This is a genomic window from Pseudoalteromonas sp. SWN29, assembly GCF_015864465.1.
In the GTDB taxonomy this organism is placed as follows: domain Bacteria; phylum Pseudomonadota; class Gammaproteobacteria; order Enterobacterales; family Alteromonadaceae; genus Pseudoalteromonas.
This window is the reverse complement of sequence record NZ_JADYXE010000022.1, coordinates 1-24,445: the sequence shown is the minus strand read 5'-3', so window position 1 is coordinate 24,445 and position 24,445 is coordinate 1. Positions and strand designations below refer to the sequence as shown.

Below are 24,445 nucleotides of genomic sequence, written 5' to 3'. Positions count from 1 at the left end.
TAGGTTACAAACCTCGCGCCGCGATTAAATCGTCTCTAGATTGAACAAATTTCAATCCACAAAGGTCAACACGCCCCAATGGTTACTGAAAATCCCACGATATATTAGACACTAAGCCACATGGCTCACATCTAAAGTCGAATAACCCAAACCACGATTCAGGTAATTTCCAATCGCCATTGCAGCTAGGGCATTTTCGTTCAAGCTCAGACGCTTTATCTACGCCGCCTACACGGTATAAGTAATAGTAAGTTGGTTTTTTGGTTAAAAAACTAATTCGCTTTGTTATGTCTTTTCCGCGTCTGTATAAATCGCTTTTAATACTCGATATTTCTTCAAGTGCCGGAAACTCACAACGGGTTGCGCCGTTAATTTGAATTTGATCGCAGGCTTGCCAATCTTCTTGCCATTTAATCAGTGTTTTGTAGTCACCATTAGCAATTGCCGGAATACGAAATAGCGGCACAGGCAAAAAATCATCACCACAATAAAGTGGGCTACACGTATGCACATAGGTTGTGTATAAAATATAACTTGATGGTTCTTTACAGCAATCAGCCCCGTTGGAATGTATATCTTGTCCAATCACTTTTACTTTAGGCGCAAGTAATCCAGCACTATGTAACTTTTCGATACTGTGCTTAACAAACGGGCTGTTATTTAGCGGGTGCATTGCATCTTCGGTCGGGCACATAACACGGGTAATAAAAAAGCCGTCTTTTAAAACGGTTGGAAATTCTTCACCCATTATTTGACCATTAAAACGCAGTGCATTTACTAAGCGGTTTATTGCCTGTTCGGCTTGTTCTAGGGTGGTGTCTTGGTAGCAATCAAAAGTTAAATCAACAACGAACATTTATAGTCTCAAATTATTTTTGTTCTAGCAGCGCAAGAAGTTTATCGAGCTTTTGCTCAATTCTATCTAATTGACTCGTTTTAAGCTCAGTATTATCTGACTGCTGTGGGTTTCTCATGAAGTTATTAATTGAATCAGGGTTATTTTTATATTGGCTTACTGCTGCAATAATCATCGGCATAGGAACCGGTTGTGCCAAACGGCTTTTAGTTAGTGCTACAGTAGGGGTTTTGCCTTCATCAAGAAGGACTTTAATTGCATCAAATACAACTGAATTCATTAGATATATAACTCTTTAATAAAATAAATACGCAGCATATAAATGCTGCGCAGATGCTATGTTAGCAATAAATAAGGGAGGGTACATTAAATAAAGTTACTTACTTTGACGAAGGCGCACGTCTAATTCGTCAATTACTTCACTCCAATCACCATCCTCAGCAAGCGATTCAGCTAAAAAGTGCTGTTGCGCTTCATCCCAAAAAGGCGCTTCTTGGAGTAGTGTTGTGTCTTCTAATTCATGTGAGGCAATAAATGTATCTATTTGATCGTCTGAATTGGGTAATCCAAGCTGTGCAAATAGTGTATTGATGTCGTGTTTAGTCGTATCCATGATATTGCTCCTTAAATGATTAAAAGCCCATACTAGGGATTAACTGTACTCCTAGCTAGTTAAACTCTCGCTGAATTTACGGTTAATAATTTTAGGTATATAGTTAAATAGCCTATAGCTAAAATAATCAAGGAAATACAATGAGTGTAACCACGCCTGCTGATACGTTCAGCGTACAGTATTTAGCCGCAGAAGATATTAGCACTGCAGCAAGCCTAATTTATCAGGCCTATCATGACGATCCTGTATTACAAAAAATGCTTAGCTACAATGACGAAAATAAATCAGTTTACGAAAAAAAATTACGATCATTAATTCGCGAAGAACTTAGTAGCTTTTGGCAAGAAAAACAGCCATTAATTGGTTTATACCGTAACGATAAATTAAAAGCAGTAGCCTGTGTATTTGAATCTAATAGCCAGCTTCAAGCGCAGCGTTATTGGCACTGGCGTTTAAAGTTGATGCTGAGTGCGGGCTATTTACAAACAAATCAATTAATAGATAAAGAACAAACAATTAGAGATGCCCTTAAAGAGAAAGGCAATTACTACTTTTTAGCTTTTATTGCCGTAGATCCACATTTTCATGGACAAGGGTTTGGTCGTTACTTATTAAGGGGGCTTGATGATTTAGTTAAATGTAATGCGGAGTCAACGGGGATGGCTGTATTTGTAACGCGAAAAGAACACACTGAGTTTTTTAAAACTGAAAAATTTGAGTCATTTAAACACCTTACTTTTAATCAAGTAGAGGGCGAGTTACTGTTTAAATCAATAATTGAGCCAACTATTTAAATTATGCTGTAAGCCAATGCGCCCAAACGGACATAAGACCGTGAGATATATCTTACATTGCCGTGAGCATTGTCAGTTAAAGGCTACTAATAAGTAGCCGTTTTATATTTAAGTTATTGTTATTTATTATTTATTTTTTAATTTCATTTTTGTGACGTTTATTTATTTAATGTTAAGTCCTATTACTCCCCCCCAATTGCTTTAAACTTCACTTTGTCAAGACAACATAGCTCAATGATTGAGTTACTGCCAAGGATACGGAATAGGCAACATAGCAGACGCTAGCAGGAAGCATAAAGGACAAGTTAAAACGGATACAAGGAAGAATAAGGAAGTGCATGAAGCACTTAGTAACTAGGAGTTACTTTAGGATAATCACGGATGACGCTACAGGAAGTAGCAGGAGCGTTAGTTTACGTAGGACGGCCAAGATGGCAAGTGGACATTGCAGGATGCAAAAGTGGCAGGAGCTACTTAAAAGGATTACCAAGGATGATGCTACGGTATGTAGCCAAACGATAGATTTCGTGGGTTTGCCAAGATGGCTATGGATATTGCAGGATGCAATGTGAGGGTAAACAAGGTTGTTTACTCGTTCAGGGGATGATAATACGGATTTAAGATAATGGATATCTAGCAGGATGCAGTCCAATTGGGGCGTAACTTTAGTTACGCCTTAGTTTTTTGTATTAAATTAATTTTTACTAAATCAAAACAAACTCCCTTAAGGTATAAGCTTTATATTTTATGCGGCGGAACAACCACACTTTTCAAAAACTCATTTTCCATAATTAACACACCTTGATAAGCATTTTCACCATCGCTTGAAAACTCAAATATAAATTCGCTTTTGATGCCTGGCTTGCCGCTCTTTAAAAAACCAAAGCGGCGTTTAGCACATGCAACGCTCATCAACTGCACTTGTAACTGCTCACTTTGGCGTTTAGCATGAACATTCGCCGCTTCAGCAACCTTTCGGTTAAGCCAAAATAAGTAAATTACACTACCAATAAGTATGAACGTCCATAAACTTGCCATTTAAGAGAATAACCTTCCAATTGCACGCGCGAGGGTTTCGCTACGATTTTCTTTACGTAATAAGCCTAATAAATGCGGGCGAATAGTCGGTATTGCAACTAAGTCAGCAAAAATACTTGGAAACAACTCATCAATTTTTTGATGGTGCGCGCAATTATCCATAAATACATGTAAGCGTTCAGGGTTTTCTAATTGCTTAAAACAACGCCCAGCTATTGTTAATAATACATCAGAATCTTGTCCCAATGTTGAGCTTAATACAGTATCAACTAATTGAGCGCATAGCCCTTGAGCTTGACCTTTTGATGCAGATCTTAGTGCTGCTGTTATAGCCACTGTGTCGTTGTTACTAATTGCAGCCTGCGTGTAATCAACAAGTAACTCACTCATTGATGTTGGTATTTCAACGTGTTCAAGCATAGCGCTGAGTGGTTGCAGTACTTCAATAGGTAAATGCGCCCATGCTTTTTGCAGATTACTTAAGTTTGTATCGTTGTTTAAGCGTAGTGCAAAATCGGCAATACCCTGTAGTGCAACACTTTGCCAATTATCAAAACCAATTTTACCGCTAAAGTAAAGCTGAGCATGCTCGTAATACTGTGATGCGGGTTGTTTTAGTAGTACTTTTACTTGAGCGTTAAATGCCGCTAATTTATTTGCGTTTGGCGTAAAAACATAGGGATTATTATCAAGCTTGCCATCAGCTTGCTCACCTGTAATTTCAGTACCTAGCGCTTGAATAATCATATCAGCAAAATGATCGCGACTTGCACTTACTAGTATACTTTGTTCATCAAGCGGAAACTTTAAAAACCATACATACGGTTCTTTACTGGCCTTAGTATCCCAAAATTGAATAGCCAGCCAAGCATGCCCTGCAAGTGGGTAAGGGTAAGGCACTTGAGCTTGCTCAATAGCTAAAAATTGTTTTTTATCAAGCTTTGTTATGTGCCTGCCAATATCAAAAGCACGCCACTGGGTACCCGCACCATCTAAAAGCTGACCTAATGTAGCTATGTGTTCGCTCATTGTTTTCTCAACTGTTTTTACTGCAAAATTACGTCAATTATACGCCATAGCCGCCTATGAGGGAACAGGGTATAATTGCATTACATATATAAAAGAGGGTGGTTATGTACCAGCAAACCCAAACTTATTTAGTGCAGCTAACGGCACTTTTACAAAAACACGCGCTTTGGCAAAGTGAGCCAGTAGACGCTGAAGCACTGCTTTCAAGCACACCTTTTTGTCACGACACAATGGCGTTTGAGCAATGGTTACAATTTGTATTTATTGAAAAAATACAGCAGTTAATAACGCATAAGCAACCATTGCCACGTAACTTTGCTATTGCGCCTATGGCGCAAATGACGCTTGTTAATAAAGCAGGAAGTGCTGAAATTATTGAATTACTAACCGCCCTTGATACCTTTTTAGGAGAACCAAATGAGTGAGCGTCCAGCGCCTATTGAATATGGCGAGCTGACTATTTTGTATCAAGATGAAAACTATGTGGCTATAAATAAGCCTTCAGGTTTATTAGTGCATCGCTCGTTTTTAGATAAACACGAAACCCAGTTTGCCATGCAAATGTTGCGCGACCAACTAGGGCAGCATGTATTTCCAGTACACAGGCTCGATAGACCTACGTCGGGCGTATTGCTGTTTGCGCTGAGCTCAGAGGCTGCTCGCGATATGAACCAGCTATTTATTGAAGGCACTATTGCTAAGCGCTATTTGGCCTTAGTGCGTGGTTTTGCACCAGAGTCGGTATTTTTAGATAAACCGCTTAAAGAAGAACTTGATAAAATAGCCGATAAGTTTGCCGATCAAGATAAAGCACCGCAAGAAGCGCAAACTCAGTTTAATTGCTTGCACCAAGCTGCATTGCCTATTCCTATTGGTAAATATCCAACAGTGCGTTATTCGTTAGTGGAGTGTTTTCCAAAAACAGGGCGCAAGCATCAAATTCGCAGGCACTTAAAGCACTTATCACTGCCAATTATTGGTGATGTAAATCACGGTGATAACCAGCATAATCAATTTTTTAGAGAGCATTTTGAGCTAAGGCGACTAATGTTATTTGCAACAGAGCTTAGTTTTGTGCACCCTTATAGTAATGAATCAATAACAATTAAAGCGCCACTAGGTGAAGACATGCTTAAAATATGTAAGCAGCTAGGTTGGCCAGAGCAAGAAAAGGATTATTAATGGCACATATAAGTATTTTTGTAGGCAGCGTTAATGGCGGTGCAGAGCGTTTAAGCGATGAAGTAGCAAGCACAATTGAGCAAGCGGGTCATACTGCAACAGTAATTACTGAAGCATCGCTTGATGATATAAAAAATGCATCGCATATTTTAATCGTTACCTCCACAACAGGCCAAGGTGATGTACCGAGTAATTTGGCCGGGTTGTATTTTGCTATGAATAGCACTTTCCCAATGCTTACCGATAAACCATTTGGTGTAATTGCAATGGGTGACAGATGTTACGGCGATACATTTTGTGGAGCAGGACGTAGCTTTGACGAGTTACTACGCGATTTACAAGCAAAGCCTGTGGGCAACCGCCTAGAAATAGATGCATGTGAAGATTTTGAACCATGGCCAGTAACCGAGCCTTGGTTAAAAGTATGGCTAGAAAAACTACCTGCTTAATCCTTAACTTTAAGGTATTAAAAAAGGAGCGCATGCGCTCCTTTTTGCTTTTATAGCTTTATAAATTAACTACTTCTAACATCTACTTTAAGTTTTAGCTTTTGGCCAGGTTGTAAGTATTTTTGGCCTGCTAAATTATTCCACTTAATAATTTCGTTAACGCTCAGATTAAACTTAGACGCAATACGTGCCAGTGAATCTCCTCGGCGTACTTTATACGTAATAGTACGGTTGGTGCTTGCCGTCGCTTGTGGTTTATTAGCTGACTTATACACAGTTAGTTTTTGATTTAGGCGCAGTACAGAGTTTTTCTTTAGCTTATTCCATTTAGCTAACTCATCCATAGTTACGTCATATTCACGGCTAATGTCCCATAACGTATCGCCACTTTTAACTGTGTGCGAAAGCTTTGTGCGAGTTGCTTTATTAGCAGCTAAGCGCATTTGCTTTGGTAAATGTTCGCTATTTATAGCGCCATCAGTAAGGGGGACTAATAATTCTTGGCCTACTTTAATCGTATTTGATTTGAGTTTATTAAGCGATCGGATTGCACTTGAGCTAGTTGTAAACTTTTTGGCAATTACTGATAAGCTGTCACCTCGAGCCACAATATAACGTTGCCAGCGTAATCTATTTTTAACATCGGTGTTTGCTAGTTTTTGGCTAAATTTCTCTGCTTTGTCAACGGGCAATAATAAAGAGTGTGGTCCGTTAGGATCAGTTGCCCAGCGATTAAAACCGGGGTTTAATCTGTATAGCTCAGTCAGCGTCATATCGGCCATGTCAGCGGCAAGTGCTAAATCTATTTGCGAGCCAACATCAACCACTTCAACCACTTGTGCATTAATCACTGGTTGCCAAGTAACGTTAAAATCATCTGAGCGTTTTAATAAATCGGCAAGTGCTAACAACTTTGGTACGTAGGCTGTTGTTTCACTTGGTAAATCAAGAGACCAGAAATCGGTAGGTAAATGCTTTTTACGATTATTTTTAATCGCGCGCATTAAACGCCCTTCACCTGAGTTGTAAGCCGCAATTGCATTTAGCCAATCGCCGTCAAGTGTTTTATGTAAATACGACAAGTAATCAAGTGCTGCACGAGTCGACTGCACTATGTCGCGACGACCGTCGTACCACCAGTTTTGCTTTAAATCGAATCGTTCACCGGTTGCAGGCATAAACTGCCAAATCCCCGATGCGCTGCGATTAGAATAACCAAATGGGTCAAATGCGCTTTCTACAATAGGGAGTAGGGCAATTTCTATTGGCATCTCGCGCTTTTCTACTTCTTCAACAATAAAGTGTAAGTAAGGTTCTGCACGTTTAGAAATACGATCTAAGTAACTTTGGTGGCGAGCGTAATAATTACGCTCGGTAACAACAGGGCGGTTTTGTGGTATTTCGATAGAAAGTTGGTAGCGAATTCGCTCCCATACATCATCAAATACAGGGGCTTCTTGCTCGTCGGGGTCAACTTGTTGATATTGTGCGTTTACCATCAATGCATTGTTAATGTCGTTTGGACTTGCGCCTTCGAGTTGCTGATTTGCTTGCGTGGCGACTTGAGAGTCTGAGTCTAGAGTTGTCATAGTTTGACAACCACTTAGCGCTAACGCCAAGGCTACTAATAGGGGAGATTTATTCATAAATACCAATACATCGGGTAAAAAAACTCGGCGAATACTACCTGTTATGAGTTAACATTGCCACTTAATGACTTTTTTAAACGCAGGGATAGAATCATCACTTTAATTTAAGTTAATGATTCTAATTGATTTTTAAACCTATGTCTTAAAAATTGTCTTTGAACTGTCTCAGACTAGCAAAGTTTCCCCAAGGTTCATTGTTTTTTGTAACCGAGATAAATTTCTCCGGGACAAGTTCTGTAATGGTTGGCAAGTCGCTACGCATAAATGGATTTATTTTTAGCTCTTGTCCAATAGAGGTAGGTAATGAGATTTGATCATTACTGCGTAATTCATCTACTTTTTTACTGTACGCGAGTAACTCAGGGTTACGTGGTTCAACTGCTTTTGTAAAAGCAAGGTTAGCTTGTGTGTACTCGTGCGTGCAATACACACTACAGCTTGTAGGCAGCTCTCTTAGTTTATTAAACGATTCCCACATTTGCTTTGGCGTGCCTTCAAATAAGCGCCCACACCCACCGCTAAACAATGTATCGCCTGTAAAAGCAAGTTCATCATTTGTATAACAAATATGATCAAGCGTGTGCCCAGGAGTTGCTAAAATAGTAAAGTTAACATTAAGTACGTTAATGCTCTGACCATCAGTAAGTGAATGAGTGATACCTTTAAATGGGCTATTAGCAGGGCCATAAACCAATATATTTGGATAAGCGTCAACTAATGCAGCTACGCCATCGGTATGATCGTAGTGATGATGCGTAATTAAAATACCACCGAGCGTTAGGTTATGCTCAGCTAAATGCGCTAATACGTTCTGTGCTTGGCCAGGATCGACTACCCATGCTTGGTTACTGTTATCGGTAGTTAAACACCAAATGTAATTATCAGAAAAGGCTTTAATTGCTTTGACTTGCACCATGGTAAATTGCTCTATAAAGTGACAGTTAACACATAGTATAACGAGCTCAAAAAATGAAACCAGCCCTTAGTTTTCAAGAAGGACCCAAACCACTGTCGTGGCAGCAGTTTCCTCATGGGGATTATTTGCGCACAGACATCGAACGAAAGATGGAGCAATGGCTGCCGCGTATGTTTGGCTATCATATGCTTAAATTGGGTAATTTAAGTGGCGAATTAAACACAAGTATAAGTACGATTAAACATCAAGTGTGTGTTGCAGAGCCTGGGCCTTATACAGGCGTAGTGGCTGACATAGATGAACTGCCATTTTACGAGCACAGTATTGATGCCTGCATACTAAGCCACTGCTTAGAGTATCATTCAGACCCTCATCACATTTTACGCGAAGCGCATCGCACGCTCATTCCGGGTGGTTATATAGTAGTGACTGGCTTTAATCCGTTTAGTTTGTGCGGACTTGCACAAATGTTGCCCTTTAGTGGTCAGAAATTACCGTGGACAGGGCGCTTTTTTACACCCGCGCGAGTTAAAGACTGGCTAAACTTACTTGGCTTTGAAATTGTAAGTGATGAACGTTTTATTTATTCATCATTGGCAAGAGGCAATAGGCTATCAAGATTTGAGTTTTGGCGTACCTTTGCTAAGCAGTATTTAAAACCGATGGGCAGTGTTTATATGCTGGTGGCACGAAAAAGGGTTGCGCCACTTACGCCAATAAAACCTAAGTGGCATGCAAGGCCGCAGTTTGCACCAGTAAAAGGGGCAGGGCTTAGACAAACCTCTAAGCAGCATTACAAAACGTGCGACCAAGAAAATAATCGTTAAGGCTGATAGCCTACATCTTCTAGTAAATCTTTACTGCCAGCGGCATCGCGTGCTAAATCGTCAACTATTTCGTTGTACTTATGGCCGCTATGCCCTTTAACCCATTTCCAAGTCACCTTGTGCTCGCTACAGGCTTTATCTAGGCGTTTCCATAAATCGACGTTTTTAACCGGCTTTTTAGCTGATGTTAACCAGCCACGTTTTTTCCAGTTAGTGATCCACGATTCAATACCTTGCTTAACATATTGGCTATCGGTTGTTAGGTTTACTTCACATTCTCGAGTGAGTGATTCTAGGGCTACAATAGCCGCGAGCATTTCCATTCGGTTATTAGTTGTGAGTTTATAACCTTGGCTCATTTCTTTTTCGTGGCCGTTATAAATCATAAAAATACCATAACCGCCGGGGCCTGGATTACCTAAACATGAGCCATCGGTGTAAATCTCTACGGTTTTTTGCACTGTTTTACCTTGATCTTATGTACAATAAAGTGATTATAGAAAGATACCAGAATCAGGCTAAATTCGATATGGCACGTAGACAAATAGTTTTAGATACAGAAACCACCGGCATAGACCCTAAACAAGGGCACCGTATTATAGAAATTGGGTGTGTGGAGTTAGTAAATCGCCGCTTAACAGGCAATAACTTTCACGTTTATATAAACCCACAACGCCCAAGCGAAGAAGAAGCAATCGACGTTCACGGTATCACTAACGAATTTTTACGTGATAAACCGTTGTTTCATCAAATTGCCCAAGAGTTTTTCGACTATATTGAAGGGGCAGAGTTAGTTATTCATAACGCCCCGTTCGATGTTGGTCATATGGATAACGAATTTGCGCTGCTTAATCAGGGCTACCCTAAAACAGATACTTTTTGTCAAGTTCTCGACACGCTTAAAATGGCGCGTGACTTGCATCCAGGTCAAAAGAACAATCTTGATGCATTATGTCGTCGTTACGATGTAGATAACGGTAAACGAACGCTTCACGGCGCGCTACTGGATTCTGAGATTTTAGCCGATGTTTACCTTGCCATGACGGGCGGTCAAACAAAGCTAAATTTGAATCAAAATAAAGATGATGGCAGCGAGCAACAGAAGGGCGGTATAAAGCGTTTAAATAGTGATAGAGCCCCATTAGTTGTTCTGCGAGCAAGCGACGCTGAGCAAAGCGCACACGAAGCACGATTAGATCTTGTAAACAAAGAAGGCGGCCAATGTATATGGCGCGCTGAATAAGGCGATTTAATGAAAACGATGTATTTTGTAACAGCGTTGTGTGCAGCTAGTTTATTTACTGGCAATGCATATGGCGTAAAACAAGTAGAAGTGCTCAAGCGCGATGGGCATCAAAATGAGATCCCTTTACTTGATAATCGTTTTCGCATAGATAGCAAAATTGATGAAATAACACTGCTCTTTTTTAGAAAGTCAGGCGCACCTGCAGTTATTTTAGTGCGGCCCGATGGCAGTAAGTACTTTGCTACTGACTCAGTTAAAAACCCTAATTTAGATTGGTTTGACGAACTCAGCTACGATTTAGTCACCATAAAAAAACCAATGGCAGGTCCTTGGCAAGTTATAGGCAGTATTTTGCCCGACAGCCGAATAGTTGTATTAGGCGAAATATCTCTTGAGGCAGAGCCTCTTCCTTCAATGTTGTTTAGAGGGGAGACAATAAAAATCACTGGCAAAATACTCAATGACGGTGAGCCAATTAATACAAACCTATTTAGAGATGTTGTTAGCCTTAATGTTGACTTTGTAAGTACCAACAATGAAAACTTTGCTAACTTTGGCGCAGGCATTCAAGAAGTCGCTGAATTTAAAGACGATGGACGCGGATTTGACGAGCGTCCTAAAGATGGTGTGTTTACCGGCGAGTTTACTTTAGATTTCCCTGCGGGTGAATGGACACCAGAGCTTTACGTTGCAACTCCGTTGCTGCAGCGTCGCATTGTGCAAAATACAATAGAAGTGCACGAGCCACCTTTTGTAACCGAGGTCGCGTTAGCAGAGCAAGACACAGACGAGCATCTGTTAACTATAAATATAGACCCAAGTATTGTTAAGCCAGAAACAGTCATCATCCAGGGGAAAATTTATTACCCTAATAACGAAGAGCAAATGTTTACCATAGATGCTGCTGCTAAAGACTCACGACAACTTAGTGTTAAAAATTATGATTGGGGTAGATATAGCGTTGAGCTGTCTGTTTTTGGCACTAATATTAATGGCCGCGAATTTATGGCAACGCTACCAACGTATAAATTTGAGATAGAACGACCTATAGAAGCGGTGCCCGAAATTGATCCGGCAACGATTATTACGCCAGATAAAATGATTGAGAGTGAGCCTGTTGAAGAAAAAATGGCCACATCTACAATTATTAGTTTAATTGTAGGCTGCAATACGCTCATTTTATTACTAGGTTGGTTAGCAATTCGTATTTTTGTGCAGAAAAAACAGATTAAATTTAAAGTGAAGCTGCCTTTTTTAAAGAAAAAGAAAACAAGTGAAGGTGATGTTGCCGACACAGAAAAAAATCAAGTCGGTAAAAATGGCTCAAAAAATGACAGATCAGGTGAAATTTTAAACCTTTCGATGACAGATGACTAAAAAACCTATAAAAAAACAAAAAAGCCCTTGACGAAATAGGGGTTGGTTCGTATTATTCACGCCGCTGTCAGGGAGACCTAAACAGCAACGAAAATATGGAGTGGTAGTTCAGTTGGTTAGAATACCGGCCTGTCACGCCGGGGGTCGCGGGTTCGAGTCCCGTCCACTCCGCCATTTTCGTAAAACTTGTAAGTAAAAGCTGGAGTGGTAGTTCAGTTGGTTAGAATACCGGCCTGTCACGCCGGGGGTCGCGGGTTCGAGTCCCGTCCACTCCGCCAACACTTACACAACGTATGGTTGTAAAACATATTCTTATTATGGAGTGGTAGTTCAGTTGGTTAGAATACCGGCCTGTCACGCCGGGGGTCGCGGGTTCGAGTCCCGTCCACTCCGCCACTTGTTATTTCCTCAATAACAAGTTTATAAAATCCTTGATTAAATAATTCAATAAAACATTCTTTGACTATCAGCTATCAGCTATCAGCTATCAGCTATCAGCTATCAGCTATCAGCTATCAGCTATCAGCTATCAGCTATCAGCTATCAGCTATCAGCTATCAGCTATCAGCTATCAAATACTTTCCCAATTATTATCCGTGTGAATACTTAATCCCAATCTCCCATTGTTCTGGCTAGTCCTCTATCATTGCGTTGTATCCATCCCCTTATAACTTTGAAACTTTGCGTTAGGTTTGATACCAATTCACTTAATTAAAAGGTCTATTTCGAGGTAAGAAAATCGTGTATATAATACCAACCTGCATAAATCTTTGATCAATTTAACGAATTAAATTGCACTATAACGTCGTTAAAAATTCGCTATTTAGCTGTTCTCGGCAAATGATCCTGCATCCATGCAGCCGTATATCAGGGGTTTTTAACACTGCTAGTATTAGGTTTGACCCTCCAGTTGATTCAGTATTATTACAAATGAGTATAGTCATTCGCTTTATAGTGTTGTACCTGTAGGGCTCTTGAGGGGGTTTAAGTTTTTGCAGGTGTATGAGAGGGTAAATCAAGGGTATTTAATCAATACAGAGCTTTTGGGGGTGTTTAAATATTAGAGCTATCTAGTTGTACCAACCGGCATAATTATTTTAACAATTTAACGAAGTAAATTGTTTCATAACGGTACTAAAATTTTTTATCTTGCACAAAAAAGCCAGCACGTAATGTACTGGCTTTTAGTTTGTAAATACTTACTTAGTTAATTAAGCGGCATCAGCTTCTTTTTTAACGCTATTACGCGCGGCTTTGCCTGCAAGTAAGTCCGCAGGGTCAAAGTCATCAACGTTAATAACATCTAAACGAGATTGCTCAACAGCAGCTAGTTTATCAGCCTCTGCTTGGCTTAATATGCCGGCTTCAAGACCCATTTTCGCTACTTTATCAAGCTGGAAGAATGGCAGTTTAAGGTCTTTTTCTTTACATACTCTTTCAAATAACGGTTCAACATCAAGGACGTCTTTAAGCGTTTGCTCTTGACGACCTACAAGGTTAAGCGGCTCATTTGTTAAGTATACATAGCTTGCTAAACGGTTACGCGTTTCGCTAGGTACTTGTAGTAGTTGTGCTAGTTTATGCTCAAGTTGGTCAGTTGGTTTACGAACAGGGCGACCAAACGGGAATAACAATACTTTTAGTACGGCGCGTAATGGAGCCGAAGGCATGTTATTAATTAAATCAGCAAGTGCACGTTGGCAATGGTAAAGGTGATCTTGGCAGCTCCATTTAACAAGCGCAAAATCTTCTTTTTTACGGCCTTCGTCGTTGTAACGCTTAAGCGTTGCAGACACTAAGTATAAGTAACTAAGTAAGTCACCTAAACGTGCTGAAATACGTTCTTTACGTTTTAGTGAGCCACCAAATACTGCCATGCTAATGTCAGACATAAGAGCAAGTGATGCACTAAAGCGTGACGCTATACGGTAAAATTCAGCTGTTTCGTCGTTATACGGCACACTTGTAAAACGAGCACCTGTAAGTGCAAGCCACTTAGTACGTACAAGGTTCGACATAGTAAAACCAATGTGACCCATTAGCGCTTTATCAAATACGTTAAGCGCTTCTTCGCGGTCCTCTATTTCACATGCACCAAGCTCTGTTAGTACAAATGGATGACAGCGAATTGCACCTTGACCATAAATAATCATATTACGGGTCAAGATGTTTGCACCTTCAACGGTAATGGCAATAGGTGCACCTTGATAGCCACGACCTAAATAGTTATTTGGCCCAAGCATGATGCCCTTACCGCCAAGTACATCCATTGCATGAATAGTTGCATCACGCATTTGCTCTGTAAGATGGTATTTAATAATGGCAGAAACAACCGATGGCTTTTCGCCTAAATCAACCGCACCCGTAGACATACTAACCGCAGCATCAGAGCTGTAAGCGTAACCAGCTAATTTAGCTAGTGACTCTTCAACACCTTCCATTTTACCAATAGGTAAACGGAACTGACGACGAATTCGGCTGTAAGCACCTGTCGCAATAGCAATCATTTTAATGCCACCGGCAGAGTTTGACGGCAATGTAATTGCACGACCAACCGATAAACATTCAACCAGCATACGCCAGCCTTGACCAGCCATATCTGGACCACCAATAATGTAATCAAGTGGTACAAAAATGTCTTTACCGCGAGTAGGACCATTTTGAAATGGTACGTTAAGCGGGAAATGTCGACGACCAATTTCAACTCCAGGAGTATCCGTTGGAATAAGTGCACAGGTAATGCCTGGCTCTTTATTGTCGCCAATTAAGCCATCTGGATCTTGTAACTTAAACGCAAGGCCAAGTACAGTAGCAACCGGGGCAAGTGTAATGTAACGCTTATTCCACGTTAAACTAACACCCACAACTTCTTCACCATTCCATTGCCCTTTACACACCACACCGTAGTCTGGAATTGAGCTAGCATCAGAACCCGCTTCTGGCGAGGTTAACGCAAAACATGGAATTTCTTGACCGCTCGCTAAGCGCGGCAAGTAATGATCTTTTTGCTCTTTTGTACCATAGTGTTGTAATAATTCACCTGGGCCTAAAGAGTTCGGTACACCAACAATTGACGAAAGTAATGTTGATTTACTTGTTAGTTTTTGAAGTACACATGACTGTGCAAATGCAGAAAACTCTAAACCGCCATATTCTTTTTTGATGATCATGGCAAAGAATTTATTATCTTTTAGATATTGCCATACATCTTGAGGAAGGTCGGTTAGTTCGTGCGTTGCTTCCCAATCGTCCAACATGCTACATACTACTTCAACAGGGCCATCAACAAAGGCTTGCTCTTCAATAGTAAGTTTAGGAACTGGGTATTGGTGAAGCTTTTTCCAATCTGGGTTACCACAAAATAAGTCAGCTTCCCACCACGTTGTACCAGCATCAATAGCTGATTTTTCAGTATCAGACATGCTTGGCGTTACTTTTTTAAACGTAGCAAAAATTGGCTTGATAATATATTGCTGACGAATGCCAGTAACAGAAAGAGGAACCGCGATGATCAAAAAGATCAACCAGCTAATTAAACCAAAAGCACCCGCAAAGGTACCAATTAATAAAGTTATAGCCGAAACACCAAGTGCTGTGTTCCAACTTGCTCTGTGGTAAATCGCAGTGCAAAGCAACACGATTAGAACCAGTGTAAATATGAGTGTCATTTTTATTCCTTAATAGAGGTCAGACCACCTCGCTTAGAGTAGCGCTAGTAACAGTAATTTTCAAGTACATAACGATGTTAAATTGTAGTAGAAAGTAACTTAAATACGATATTTACTTACCCGATAGAGGGAGGCTTAATAACTATCGGATAGTCAGAGCATTAGCCATAAGTAGTGTACGCTTAATACACAAATATAACGCTATTTATTTTAATGTATGGTTTTTAAGGGTTATTTTATTAATGTGTGAATTACTCGGCATGTTAGTTTTTGGAATGTTATTATTACTAATGATGGCTGTTGTCCTTTGTATTACTATATCAATCAGCCCACATTGGTAAGCACATCATTGTAAATGCCAACGCGAGCACTGACTGATAGTACTGCCATTAATACATATAGCATAGTGAGATAACACACAAAATAATTCATTCCAAGTATCCTTTTCTGACCATAAATTAAACCATCTATAAATAGAACTTTAAGAGCCAGAATAAGACGGTAAATCTTGGTAATGCATACGACCTATACAGTATGCTTTAGGTAGTTTTTATTTGCTCTGGTTTATTATAAGTTCGACTAGTCGCGTTGGTTAAAGTTAAACTTTGTATGAAGACTCGGTATAACGTTTTTTAGCGAATTATTCATGCTGTTTTTTATATCACATAGATCAACTCGGCCTAGACGTACTTTGTAAAATACAGAGTCAAATTAAATAAATTAAGGGCTTATACATGGATGATGTTTTTGGTAACTGGGTTACTTTAAGGTTTTGGGTAGATTTAGTTCCAGCCGCAGTAATTGCAATAATGGTGATGTGGGCAGTAAAATTCAGCTAAATTCATTATTCAAGTTATTAAAAATTAGAGAGTGAAAAAAGATAAAATCAAAGCGCTCATTTTCTAGAAAGTTAATAAAGTATATAGGAAAGATAAGGGAGCATGATCATTAAAAATGCCTCTAATAATCTTGGTTTTAAAAAATGAACCAGACACATACTCATAGTGACCCACTACCAAATTCAAGACCTATTTTTTATAAGCTATAAAACTGAAGCAGGAGGGTTAAACAATAATTTAGAACTGATAGTAGATTAAAGTTACAATTATTAACGTCTAAACTTAGGGCCTGGAATTTGATTTAGATTAACTCCTGATTTTTTTACGGTTAACTCAGCATCAAAAGAGCTTGAAGTTAAATGTAATACATCAGTTACTTCAAAAGTGAAAATATCATCGATTTTAATTTTCTCTTTAATTGTTGGTACTCTTGTTAATTCAATATCTTGAACTTTATCAGTTCCAATTTCGATTAGTCGTAATTTAATCATTTGGATTCCGTAGATTAAAAAAATAATGATTGATTTTTGGTCATAAACTAATGTAAGTCAATAAGTTTTTACTTTTTAGTTTTAAACTCAAATTCATGTTTAGTGCTGTTGTTGTAAAGAGAACTATATTCAAACTCGAGTGAAAAATTAGCTGTAAGATCTTTCATTTTTTCATTTTTTAATTGTTGATTTACGCTTAGCCTATTTGCGAAGCTAAATTTTAAAATAACAATTTTCTCGTCTTTTGATATATATGAGTTATCTTCTTGGGTTGCTACATGGAATTGATGAGAGTTATCTATTATATCTATATTATCTTTTTTAAACTCATCTTCGAATTTTTCAAAATTTAATACAGTACCGCGATACTTAAATCTGAACTCATTTACTTTAGCAGTACCTAAACCCTTATTGGTTATACTGTATATTACTGTGTTATCAAAGAGATCTAGGTTGTCGCAGATTACAGGGGTTACGGATAAGCGATTATGCTTTATGGTAGCCTTTGATTGTTTAATAGTAAAAAAGACAGCTGTAAATGCTACAGCCAAAGATACAAACGATGTAAAAACATCAGTCCAAAATTTATAATCAATACATACAGTCGTTGGTAAAGTGGTACTCATATAGGGCTCCTTAGATGTGGTTCTGTTTTGTAAGGTTTTGAATTTCGGTGTTTATCAAAGTGATTTTATCTTCATCATCCTTAAGCTCTTTTGTTCCATTAAAATCTTTTAAATGCTTAATTAGCTCTGCAGCCCATAAAGCATCGATATATGCAGCAAGAAACTTCAACTCCAAATTATTAAAACTCTCATCAATAGCGACTAGCCGTTGATTAAAGCTTGTTACATGTCCATGAATTTTGTTTATCGCTTTTCGTTTTGAGGGAGTAAGCGAGGTATATATATCTTTATAATAACTATCATAAACTGGCCGAATAATTTTTTGTGGGCACATTACTGTTTTATATCTGGCATTTTTTAAGCCGGATTCACATTTTTCTTTAGATTGATTTAGATGGTCTAATATGTCATCCAACTCAGAGTAAAATGCTTTGAGCATTTTTTTTCGTGCGATATAGCTTTTAAAAAGTTCAGCTCCTTGCCCTAGAAACCAACCAAGAACTACTGCTAGCAATGCCGTTTCCGATTTGGATAGTTCTATCAATTTAATACCTTTATTTTGTTTTTATAAGTTAGGTCATGATAACCCAAGCCACTCAAAAAAATATAGATAGGAAACAAGTATTCATATCAACTTGCCTTTACTGTGAGGGTGTTTAACAATAGCTTCATCAAAGTAATAAAAATAAATGATATAGCACACACAAAAAATCAAAGTGCAACCAAAACTGCACACCAAGTGCCGAGCTGAATTGTTTAATTAAGTTTAACTAGTTGAATCTAAAGGTTATTCGTTTTATGTGTGAATTACTTGGCATGTCAGCCAACGTGCCTACCGATATTTGTTTTAGTTTTTCAGGCCTTTTAGAGCGTGGTGGAAATACCGGCCCACATAAAGATGGGTGGGGTATTACGTTTTACGAAGGTAAAGGCTGTAGAACCTTTAAAGATCCTGAGCCGAGTTATCAATCTGAAATAGCAAAGCTCGTTAAAGCATACCCAATTAAAAGTGTCTCGGTTATTAGCCATATTCGACAAGGTAACCGTGGGCGAGTGTGCCTTGAGAACACCCATCCGTTTACACGAGAGCTGTGGGGGCGCGAGCTCACCTATGCACATAATGGGCAATTATCAAATTATCATGATTTAAAAACAGAGTACTATCGGCCAGTAGGTAACACCGATAGCGAACTCGCTTTTTGTTGGTTACTCGATAAAATTCGCGAAAAATACCCAAAACGTCCATCTAATATGGCATCGGTTTTTAGATACGCAGCTAAGCTGTCGCATACTCTGCGTGAAAAAGGCGTGTTTAATATGTTATTGACCGATGGGGTATTTGTTTTAGCGTATTGCACTAATAACTTACATTACATAACGCGCCGTGCGCCATTTGGTAAAGCAACCTTGATTGATGCCGACATGGTGGTTGATTTTCAACAAGAGACCACACCAAACGATGTAGTAACAGTTATAGCTACAAGGCCTTTGACGAATGATGAACGCTGGCAAAAAATGGAGCCGGGGGAATTTGCATTGTTTAAAATAGGTGAGCTAATTTAGCTCACCTATTTTAAATATTAGCTTAACTTTGGTTTAATTAAACTTAGTTAGCTTCTTGAGGTTGTTGTGCTGTTGCAGGCGCAACAGCTGTAGGTGCAGTAACAGTAAATGAATTCATTTGAACTTCAAACTGCTCCATACCTTTTTCGCCTTTCCACATACGTACTAGCATGTAATCCATTTCTGGCGCAAACCATGCAATTGCTTGGCGTTTATCGTTATCGTATAAACGCTTTACTTTAATGGCTTCTACATTACCGATAGGCAACGAAATCATCTCGGTGCCAGATACTTCAAAATTGTAGTCGCGGCGATTACCTTTTTTATCAATAAGCGGGAATGAAAAGCTCGTTTCGCCTTTTTTCAATCCTTCGCGTACTTGTACTTGGTACGAAATAGCATCCTGAAATTCATCAGTCCATTCGCATTTAAGTGGGTATTCGCTAGCACTGCTAGTCACTACTTTGTTTGTTGTATCAAAATCAATTTTATAATCTTTATCAGGGCCTGTACCGGTGCGGATCATATTGTAATGATGCGGGGTAACCTTGCCATCTTTAAAGGTAAACTTTGATGTTTCTTCACGAGAATCAGAGAAAATCATCCACTCAATATTACTGTGATAAGTAAGTTCGTAGTTGTCTTCGCTTAATTTTTTAAGCTCTCGAATAGCCTCACCATGATTTTTACCTTTGCGTAAAATATCGTAGTTAGCTTGATACTGAGTCAATTCGCCTGCAATTAGGCTAGTTGGAAGTAAAGCGCCCGCACATAACAACAGGGCACTTATTTTTTTATTGTGGGTAGTGCGCGCCGTGTGCAGGAAGTTGTTTTTTGTCAAGAACTGCATAATCTGCTTCCATAGTAAGTCTGTGTTCACTGAACCACTTCACCACCAAAGGATAAATTATATGCTCTTGCTCATGCACGCGTTTTGCTAATGTCTCTGCTGTATCATCCTTGAGTACAGGTATTTGCGCCTGAAGAATAACGGGACCGCCGTCTAATTCTTCAGTAACAAAGTGAACACTTACGCCATGAACATCGTCTTTTGCATCAATTGCTCTTTGGTGGGTATTCAGCCCCTGATACTTAGGCAACAAAGATGGATGAATGTTCAACATTTTTCCAACATATTTTTGCACTAAGCCAGGAGTAAGAATACGCATAAACCCAGCTAATACAACTAGATTTGGCATAAAAGAGTCGATAACGTTCATTAATTGCGCATCGTACGCTTCGCGCGAGTCAAAATCTTTATGACTGAGCACTTTTGTAGCAATACCGGCTTGCTTTGCACGCTCTAGGCCATAAGCATCTGCTTTATTACTAATAACAGCCGCTATATGTCCGTTTATCTCGCCACGTTCGCAGGCATCTATGATGGCTTGTAAATTAGAGCCACTACCTGAGATTAAAACTACTAGACGAGTCGGTGCCATTACTTAGCACCACCTACAATTTCAACTTGCTCTTCGCCAGCTGCTGCATCTTGAATTTCACCAAGGTGCCATGCATTTTCGCCCAAGTCTTTTAGCATTGTTAAGCTTTGCTCAAGTTTGTCTGCAGGAACTACTAAAACCATACCTACACCACAGTTAAATGTACGGTACATTTCGTGGGTAGTAATGTTGCCGTTTTCTTGTAGCCAGTTAAAAATTGGTGGCCACTGCCAGCTATCACCTTTAACTACAGCTTTTGCTGAAGCGGGTAATACACGTGGAATGTTTTCCCAAAAACCGCCGCCAGTAATATGCGAAAGCGCATGTACGTCAACGTTTTTGAATAACTCAAGTAAAGGTTTTACGTAAATACGAGTAGGCTCAAGTAAAGTTTCGCCTAAAGTTTTACCTTCAAAGTCAGCGCTGGTATCAGCTTTTGACACTTCAAGTACTTTACGAATTAAAGAGAAGCCATTTGAATGAGGACCGCTTGATGCAAGTGCAATAAGCTGATCGCCTGCTGCTACTTTTGTGCCATCAATTATTTTTGATTTTTCTACAACGCCTGTACAAAAGCCTGCCATGTCGTAGTCTTCACCATCATACATACCTGGCATTTCAGCTGTTTCGCCACCAATTAGGGCACAACCTGAAATTTCACACCCTTTGCCAATACCTGTAACTACGTCAGCTGCTGTGTCTATATCTAGTTTACCAGTTGCATAGTAATCTAGAAAAAACAGGGGTTCAGCACCTTGAACAATTAAGTCGTTTACACACATTGCAACCAAATCAATACCAACCGTATCGTGTTTTTTTAAGTCGATTGCTAAACGTAATTTAGTACCAACGCCATCTGTGCCCGCAACTAATACTGGTTGCTTGTAGCCTTCAGGAATTTCGCAAAGTGCGCCAAAACCACCAATTCCGCCCATTACTTCAGGACGACGAGTTTTTTTAACTACGCCTTTAATACGCTCAACAAGTGCATTACCAGCGTCGATATCTACGCCCGCGTCTTTATAGCTTAGAGACTGTTTTTGTTCGCTCACAGGTTTTCCTCAAAATAGTTGTTTTGGGTAGCTTAGAAACGCGCGTATTTTACAACAATTGCAAGGTCGCGGCTAGCGCAAATGTAGTTTTGAAATAATTAACAAGGACACTTGTCCGCTACTTGTTGTTTAAATAAACAAAAAAACGCCCGTAGGCGTTTTTTTAGTATTAAAAGCGTTAAATTAACCGCTATGCTTTTGCCGTTAATATTGCTCTAAGTGGAGCAGGGTAGCCTTCAATTGTTTTACTTGTATCGTTTGGATCTAAAAAGTCGATTAACGACTCGTTTTCCATCCAATCGGTTTTGCGTTGTTCTTCAAGGGTGGTGATAGCGCAGTCTTTTATTTGCACATCTTTAAAGCCAACACGTTCCATCCACAGTTTTAAAGCGGCAGTACTTGGAATAAACCACACGTTGCGCATTTTAGCGTAGCGGTCGGTAGGGACGAGTACCGTGTTTTCATCGCCTTCAATTACCAGTGTTTCAAGTACAAGTTCGCCGCCTGGGCGAAGCTGCGCTTTTAACTGCGCTAAAAAGTCGATAGGTGAGCGACGATGATAAAGTACGCCCATCGAAAAAACCGTATCAAAGGCTTTAAGCTCGGGTAATGCCTCAACGCCTAGTGGTAATAAATGCACGTTTTCGTCTGGGTTATAGTGTTTAATTGCCTGAAACTGACATAAAAATAAATCAGACGGATCAATACCCACTACAAACTCTGCACCTTCACCGCGCATACGCCATAAATGATAACCAGAACCACAACCAATATCTAAAACAGTGCGGCCTTTTAATGGCTCAATATGAGGAAGTAGGCGATCCCACTTCCAATCGCTGCGCCATTCAGTGTCTATTTCAATACCGTGAACACTAAATGGGCCTTTGCGCCATGGCATCATGCGCTTTAATAAATGCATCGCTTGTTTTTGTTCGCCATCACTCATTTCGCCAGGCGCGCCTATTTCTACCTTGGTAGAGACATCTACATGCGTAGTTTTTACTTCAGGCAAATTTTTAAGCACTTTTTGCCATTTAGGTAAATCGCCATGGCTTGCCTCGTTTTGCCAATGTTTTAACTGGGCTGGCAAGGTTTCTAGCCAGTGGCTAAGAGGGCTTTGTACAATAGATGCGTAAAATTGGTTAAACCATTGAGACATAAGTCACTCTCTTTATTTAATTGCTACCATTGAGCAAAAATTAAAACATTGATACCACACTTGAGTTTGGCTAAAACCAATATCTTGTAAGCGAGTAAAGTGAGCGCTGAGTGTATCTGGGCGCATAACGTTTTCGATGGCGGTCCGCTTTTGGCTTATTTCAAGCTCAGAGTAGCCATTGTGACGTTTAAAGTCGTGGTGCAAATCTATTAATAAATTATCGCATAGCTCGTTTTCGGCTTTTACTTTTTCGCTAAGCAGTAATACACCGCCAGGTTTTAAATTAGCGTATATTTTTTCAAGAACGGCTTGGCGCTGAGCATGTGGAATAAACTGTAGTGTAAAGTTCATTGCTACAACTGAGGCGTTTTGAATCTCAAGCTCATTAATGTCACCTAAAGTAACAGTAACGGGGACTTCTGATTTAAAACCCTGTAAATGTACCTTGCAACGCTCAACCATCGCTTGCGAGTTATCTACCGCTATTATATGGCAGTTATCGGTGCGAATATTTCGGCGCATGCTAAGCGTTACTGCACCCAGTGAGCAACCTAAATCGTAAAGATTAGAGTTACTTTGTGCGTATTCACCGGCAAGTTTACCCATTGTACTAACAATAGTTGCATAGCCCGGTACAGAGCGCTGGATCATATCTGGAAAAACTTCGACTACATTTTGGTCAAAGCTAAAATCTTTTACTTGTTGCTCAGAGGCATAAATACTGTCTTTTATGGTCACGAAGGCAGTCTCTTTGTAAATAATAGAGTTATTTTAACATTTTATACTGGATAGTCAGTGATAAATTCAGTAGCTTGACTAGAATTATGAATAATAAGTATAAAAGAGAAGATTAAATGAGCAAAAGCAAGGTCATCAGCACAGACGATATATTAGCAACCCTTTGTCATTCGGTTACAGGTGTACTTACATCAGCAAGTGGTAACGGTATTAGTTACTCTGCTATGGTACAAAAAATAACGCGTACATGTATGCGACCAGATATTGGCTGCTTTGTTTTATTTGACGGCGGTTTTACCGGCCTTGTAATTACCAACTTTACCTCGCAAGCGGCGATGGAAATTTATGGCGATTACATGCGCAACATGGGTATGCCTGAGAATGAAATAGCGCATAGCCATTTATCAGACGACGTATCAAACGTACTAGGCGAGTTGATGAATCAAATTGTTGGCGACTTTACGTCTAAAGTGCGCGAGCAGCTACATACTTCAATTACGCAAAACCAGCCAAAAATGATGGCAATAAACAAGCAAGTGCAAATATCGGTAGATACCACGATGGATCGCCCACAAGCACGCCGCGTAACATTCACCACAAGTAAACAAAATATCTTTTACTTGGAATTAGCGATGGATAAAACAGAGTTTATTAAATTACACGACTTTGATATTGCAGAAGCGCTCGATCCAGATGACATAATTGAAAACGAAGCTAAAAAGAAAGCTGAAAAAGAAAGCGCAAAAGCTAAAGACGTTGTGCAAGATGATGCAGATGACGACTTTATGGCAGGTTTAGGGCTGTAACGTTTTACGTAGATACCATCTCTTCTAACCAGCCTCAAGCTTTCTTTAAATAGCTTGAGGCTGGTATTCAGTTTGATTCTTCACA

The 24,445-nt window shown here is 39.6% G+C and carries 26 protein-coding genes and 3 tRNA genes; 12 read left to right on the top strand and 17 right to left on the bottom strand.

Annotation, left to right across the window (positions count from 1 at the left end; translation table 11 throughout):
* Positions 1–82: 82 nt before the first annotated feature.
* From I6F53_RS10165 to I6F53_RS10155, 3 genes are all read right to left on the bottom strand, one after another.
* Positions 83–856: a Zn-ribbon-containing protein gene (locus I6F53_RS10165; protein ID WP_024599765.1), complete on the bottom strand. Its 774-nt coding sequence runs from the start codon at positions 854–856 to the stop codon at positions 83–85.
* A 13-nt stretch (positions 857–869) separates the two neighbouring features.
* On the bottom strand, positions 870–1,136 hold the full coding sequence (locus I6F53_RS10160; RefSeq protein ID WP_165728585.1) for a hypothetical protein: 267 nt from the start codon (positions 1,134–1,136) through the stop codon (positions 870–872).
* Positions 1,137–1,232: 96 nt separating this feature from the next.
* Positions 1,233–1,469 carry a DUF2789 domain-containing protein gene (locus tag I6F53_RS10155; protein ID WP_166379253.1) on the bottom strand — a complete coding sequence of 79 codons (237 nt, stop codon included), beginning with the start codon at positions 1,467–1,469 and terminating at the stop codon, positions 1,233–1,235.
* A gap of 140 nt (positions 1,470–1,609) precedes the next feature.
* Here I6F53_RS10155 and I6F53_RS10150 point away from each other — a divergent pair, with 140 nt between their 5' ends.
* Complete coding sequence (locus I6F53_RS10150; protein WP_197239443.1) at positions 1,610–2,263, top strand: GNAT family N-acetyltransferase; 654 nt, start codon at positions 1,610–1,612, stop codon at positions 2,261–2,263.
* A gap of 738 nt (positions 2,264–3,001) precedes the next feature.
* On the opposite strand, the gene I6F53_RS10145 is transcribed toward I6F53_RS10150, so the two are convergent.
* Complete coding sequence (locus I6F53_RS10145) at positions 3,002–3,301, bottom strand: DUF3301 domain-containing protein (RefSeq protein WP_166420279.1); 300 nt, start codon at positions 3,299–3,301, stop codon at positions 3,002–3,004.
* The gene (locus I6F53_RS10140) at positions 3,302–4,330 is read right to left on the bottom strand and encodes a DUF3549 family protein (protein WP_197239442.1); all 1,029 of its coding nucleotides are present in this window, start codon (positions 4,328–4,330) and stop codon (positions 3,302–3,304) included.
* 104 nt (positions 4,331–4,434) lie between these two features.
* Between I6F53_RS10140 and I6F53_RS10135 the strand changes: the two genes are divergently transcribed.
* From I6F53_RS10135 to I6F53_RS10125, 3 genes are read left to right on the top strand one after another with little or no spacing between them, the layout of a single operon-like run.
* Entirely contained in the window at positions 4,435–4,755 is a 321-nt protein-coding gene (locus tag I6F53_RS10135; RefSeq protein WP_166420281.1) for a YqcC family protein, read from the top strand.
* On the top strand, positions 4,748–5,512 hold the full coding sequence (gene truC / locus I6F53_RS10130) for a tRNA pseudouridine(65) synthase TruC (protein ID WP_197178440.1): 765 nt from the start codon (positions 4,748–4,750) through the stop codon (positions 5,510–5,512). The genes I6F53_RS10135 and truC overlap by 8 nt, the downstream gene beginning before the upstream one ends.
* A complete protein-coding gene (locus I6F53_RS10125) occupies positions 5,512–5,961 on the top strand; it encodes a flavodoxin (RefSeq protein WP_197176773.1) in 450 nt (149 codons plus the stop codon). The genes truC and I6F53_RS10125 overlap by 1 nt, the downstream gene beginning before the upstream one ends.
* Before the next feature lie 65 nt (positions 5,962–6,026).
* On the opposite strand, the gene I6F53_RS10120 is transcribed toward I6F53_RS10125, so the two are convergent.
* Positions 6,027–7,607: a LysM peptidoglycan-binding domain-containing protein gene (locus tag I6F53_RS10120; RefSeq protein WP_197239441.1), complete on the bottom strand. Its 1,581-nt coding sequence runs from the start codon at positions 7,605–7,607 to the stop codon at positions 6,027–6,029.
* A gap of 145 nt (positions 7,608–7,752) precedes the next feature.
* The gene (gene gloB, locus I6F53_RS10115; protein WP_197239439.1) at positions 7,753–8,526 is read right to left on the bottom strand and encodes a hydroxyacylglutathione hydrolase; all 774 of its coding nucleotides are present in this window, start codon (positions 8,524–8,526) and stop codon (positions 7,753–7,755) included.
* Between the two features lie 53 nt (positions 8,527–8,579).
* Between gloB and I6F53_RS10110 the strand changes: the two genes are divergently transcribed.
* Complete coding sequence (locus tag I6F53_RS10110; RefSeq protein WP_024593678.1) at positions 8,580–9,353, top strand: class I SAM-dependent methyltransferase; 774 nt, start codon at positions 8,580–8,582, stop codon at positions 9,351–9,353.
* Here I6F53_RS10110 and rnhA read toward each other — a convergent pair.
* Positions 9,350–9,814 (bottom strand): ribonuclease HI, encoded by a 465-nt coding sequence (gene rnhA / locus I6F53_RS10105; protein ID WP_165728592.1) that lies wholly within the window; start codon positions 9,812–9,814, stop codon positions 9,350–9,352. The two genes, I6F53_RS10110 and rnhA, sit on opposite strands and share 4 nt — an antisense overlap.
* A 68-nt stretch (positions 9,815–9,882) precedes the next feature.
* Between rnhA and dnaQ the strand changes: the two genes are divergently transcribed.
* From dnaQ to I6F53_RS10080, 5 genes are all read left to right on the top strand, one after another.
* The gene (dnaQ, locus tag I6F53_RS10100) at positions 9,883–10,596 is read left to right on the top strand and encodes a DNA polymerase III subunit epsilon (protein ID WP_007586004.1); all 714 of its coding nucleotides are present in this window, start codon (positions 9,883–9,885) and stop codon (positions 10,594–10,596) included.
* 9 nt (positions 10,597–10,605) lie between these two features.
* Positions 10,606–11,976: a TIGR03503 family protein gene (locus tag I6F53_RS10095; protein WP_197239437.1), complete on the top strand. Its 1,371-nt coding sequence runs from the start codon at positions 10,606–10,608 to the stop codon at positions 11,974–11,976.
* A 97-nt stretch (positions 11,977–12,073) separates the two neighbouring features.
* Positions 12,074–12,150 (top strand) — tRNA-Asp (locus I6F53_RS10090).
* Between the two features lie 27 nt (positions 12,151–12,177).
* Positions 12,178–12,254, top strand: a tRNA-Asp gene (locus tag I6F53_RS10085).
* Between the two features lie 41 nt (positions 12,255–12,295).
* Positions 12,296–12,372: transfer RNA gene (locus tag I6F53_RS10080), tRNA-Asp, on the top strand.
* Positions 12,373–13,187: 815 nt separating this feature from the next.
* Here the strand turns inward: I6F53_RS10080 and fadE are convergent.
* From fadE to I6F53_RS10060, 4 genes are all read right to left on the bottom strand, one after another.
* Complete coding sequence (gene fadE / locus I6F53_RS10075) at positions 13,188–15,644, bottom strand: acyl-CoA dehydrogenase FadE (RefSeq protein WP_197239436.1); 2,457 nt, start codon at positions 15,642–15,644, stop codon at positions 13,188–13,190.
* 1,108 nt (positions 15,645–16,752) lie between these two features.
* Entirely contained in the window at positions 16,753–16,974 is a 222-nt protein-coding gene (locus I6F53_RS10070; RefSeq protein WP_197239431.1) for a hypothetical protein, read from the bottom strand.
* A gap of 68 nt (positions 16,975–17,042) precedes the next feature.
* On the bottom strand, positions 17,043–17,600 hold the full coding sequence (locus tag I6F53_RS10065; protein ID WP_197239430.1) for a hypothetical protein: 558 nt from the start codon (positions 17,598–17,600) through the stop codon (positions 17,043–17,045).
* A gap of 10 nt (positions 17,601–17,610) precedes the next feature.
* On the bottom strand, positions 17,611–18,144 hold the full coding sequence (locus I6F53_RS10060; protein WP_197239428.1) for a hypothetical protein: 534 nt from the start codon (positions 18,142–18,144) through the stop codon (positions 17,611–17,613).
* Between the two features lie 254 nt (positions 18,145–18,398).
* Here I6F53_RS10060 and I6F53_RS10055 point away from each other — a divergent pair, with 254 nt between their 5' ends.
* Positions 18,399–19,163, top strand: a complete 765-nt coding sequence (locus I6F53_RS10055; protein WP_197239427.1) for a class II glutamine amidotransferase — start codon at positions 18,399–18,401, stop codon at positions 19,161–19,163.
* A gap of 43 nt (positions 19,164–19,206) precedes the next feature.
* Here the strand turns inward: I6F53_RS10055 and I6F53_RS10050 are convergent, their stop codons facing one another.
* The 5 genes from I6F53_RS10050 to cmoA all read right to left on the bottom strand — a co-directional run bounded on the left by I6F53_RS10050 (position 19,207) and on the right by cmoA (position 23,554).
* Positions 19,207–19,941 carry a DUF3108 domain-containing protein gene (locus I6F53_RS10050; protein WP_197239462.1) on the bottom strand — a complete coding sequence of 245 codons (735 nt, stop codon included), beginning with the start codon at positions 19,939–19,941 and terminating at the stop codon, positions 19,207–19,209.
* Positions 19,942–19,957: 16 nt separating this feature from the next.
* Entirely contained in the window at positions 19,958–20,605 is a 648-nt protein-coding gene (gene purN / locus I6F53_RS10045; protein ID WP_002959994.1) for a phosphoribosylglycinamide formyltransferase, read from the bottom strand.
* The gene (gene purM, locus I6F53_RS10040) at positions 20,605–21,657 is read right to left on the bottom strand and encodes a phosphoribosylformylglycinamidine cyclo-ligase (RefSeq protein ID WP_101163170.1); all 1,053 of its coding nucleotides are present in this window, start codon (positions 21,655–21,657) and stop codon (positions 20,605–20,607) included. Before purM ends, purN begins: the two co-directional genes overlap by 1 nt.
* Before the next feature lie 190 nt (positions 21,658–21,847).
* Positions 21,848–22,816 carry a tRNA 5-methoxyuridine(34)/uridine 5-oxyacetic acid(34) synthase CmoB gene (gene cmoB, locus I6F53_RS10035; protein ID WP_197239425.1) on the bottom strand — a complete coding sequence of 323 codons (969 nt, stop codon included), beginning with the start codon at positions 22,814–22,816 and terminating at the stop codon, positions 21,848–21,850.
* A 12-nt stretch (positions 22,817–22,828) separates the two neighbouring features.
* Positions 22,829–23,554, bottom strand: coding sequence for a carboxy-S-adenosyl-L-methionine synthase CmoA (gene cmoA / locus I6F53_RS10030; RefSeq protein ID WP_165741406.1), 726 nt, complete (start codon positions 23,552–23,554; stop codon positions 22,829–22,831).
* 116 nt (positions 23,555–23,670) lie between these two features.
* Between cmoA and I6F53_RS10025 the strand changes: the two genes are divergently transcribed.
* Complete coding sequence (locus I6F53_RS10025; protein ID WP_165729298.1) at positions 23,671–24,360, top strand: DUF3334 family protein; 690 nt, start codon at positions 23,671–23,673, stop codon at positions 24,358–24,360.
* Positions 24,361–24,445: the final 85 nt, after the last annotated feature.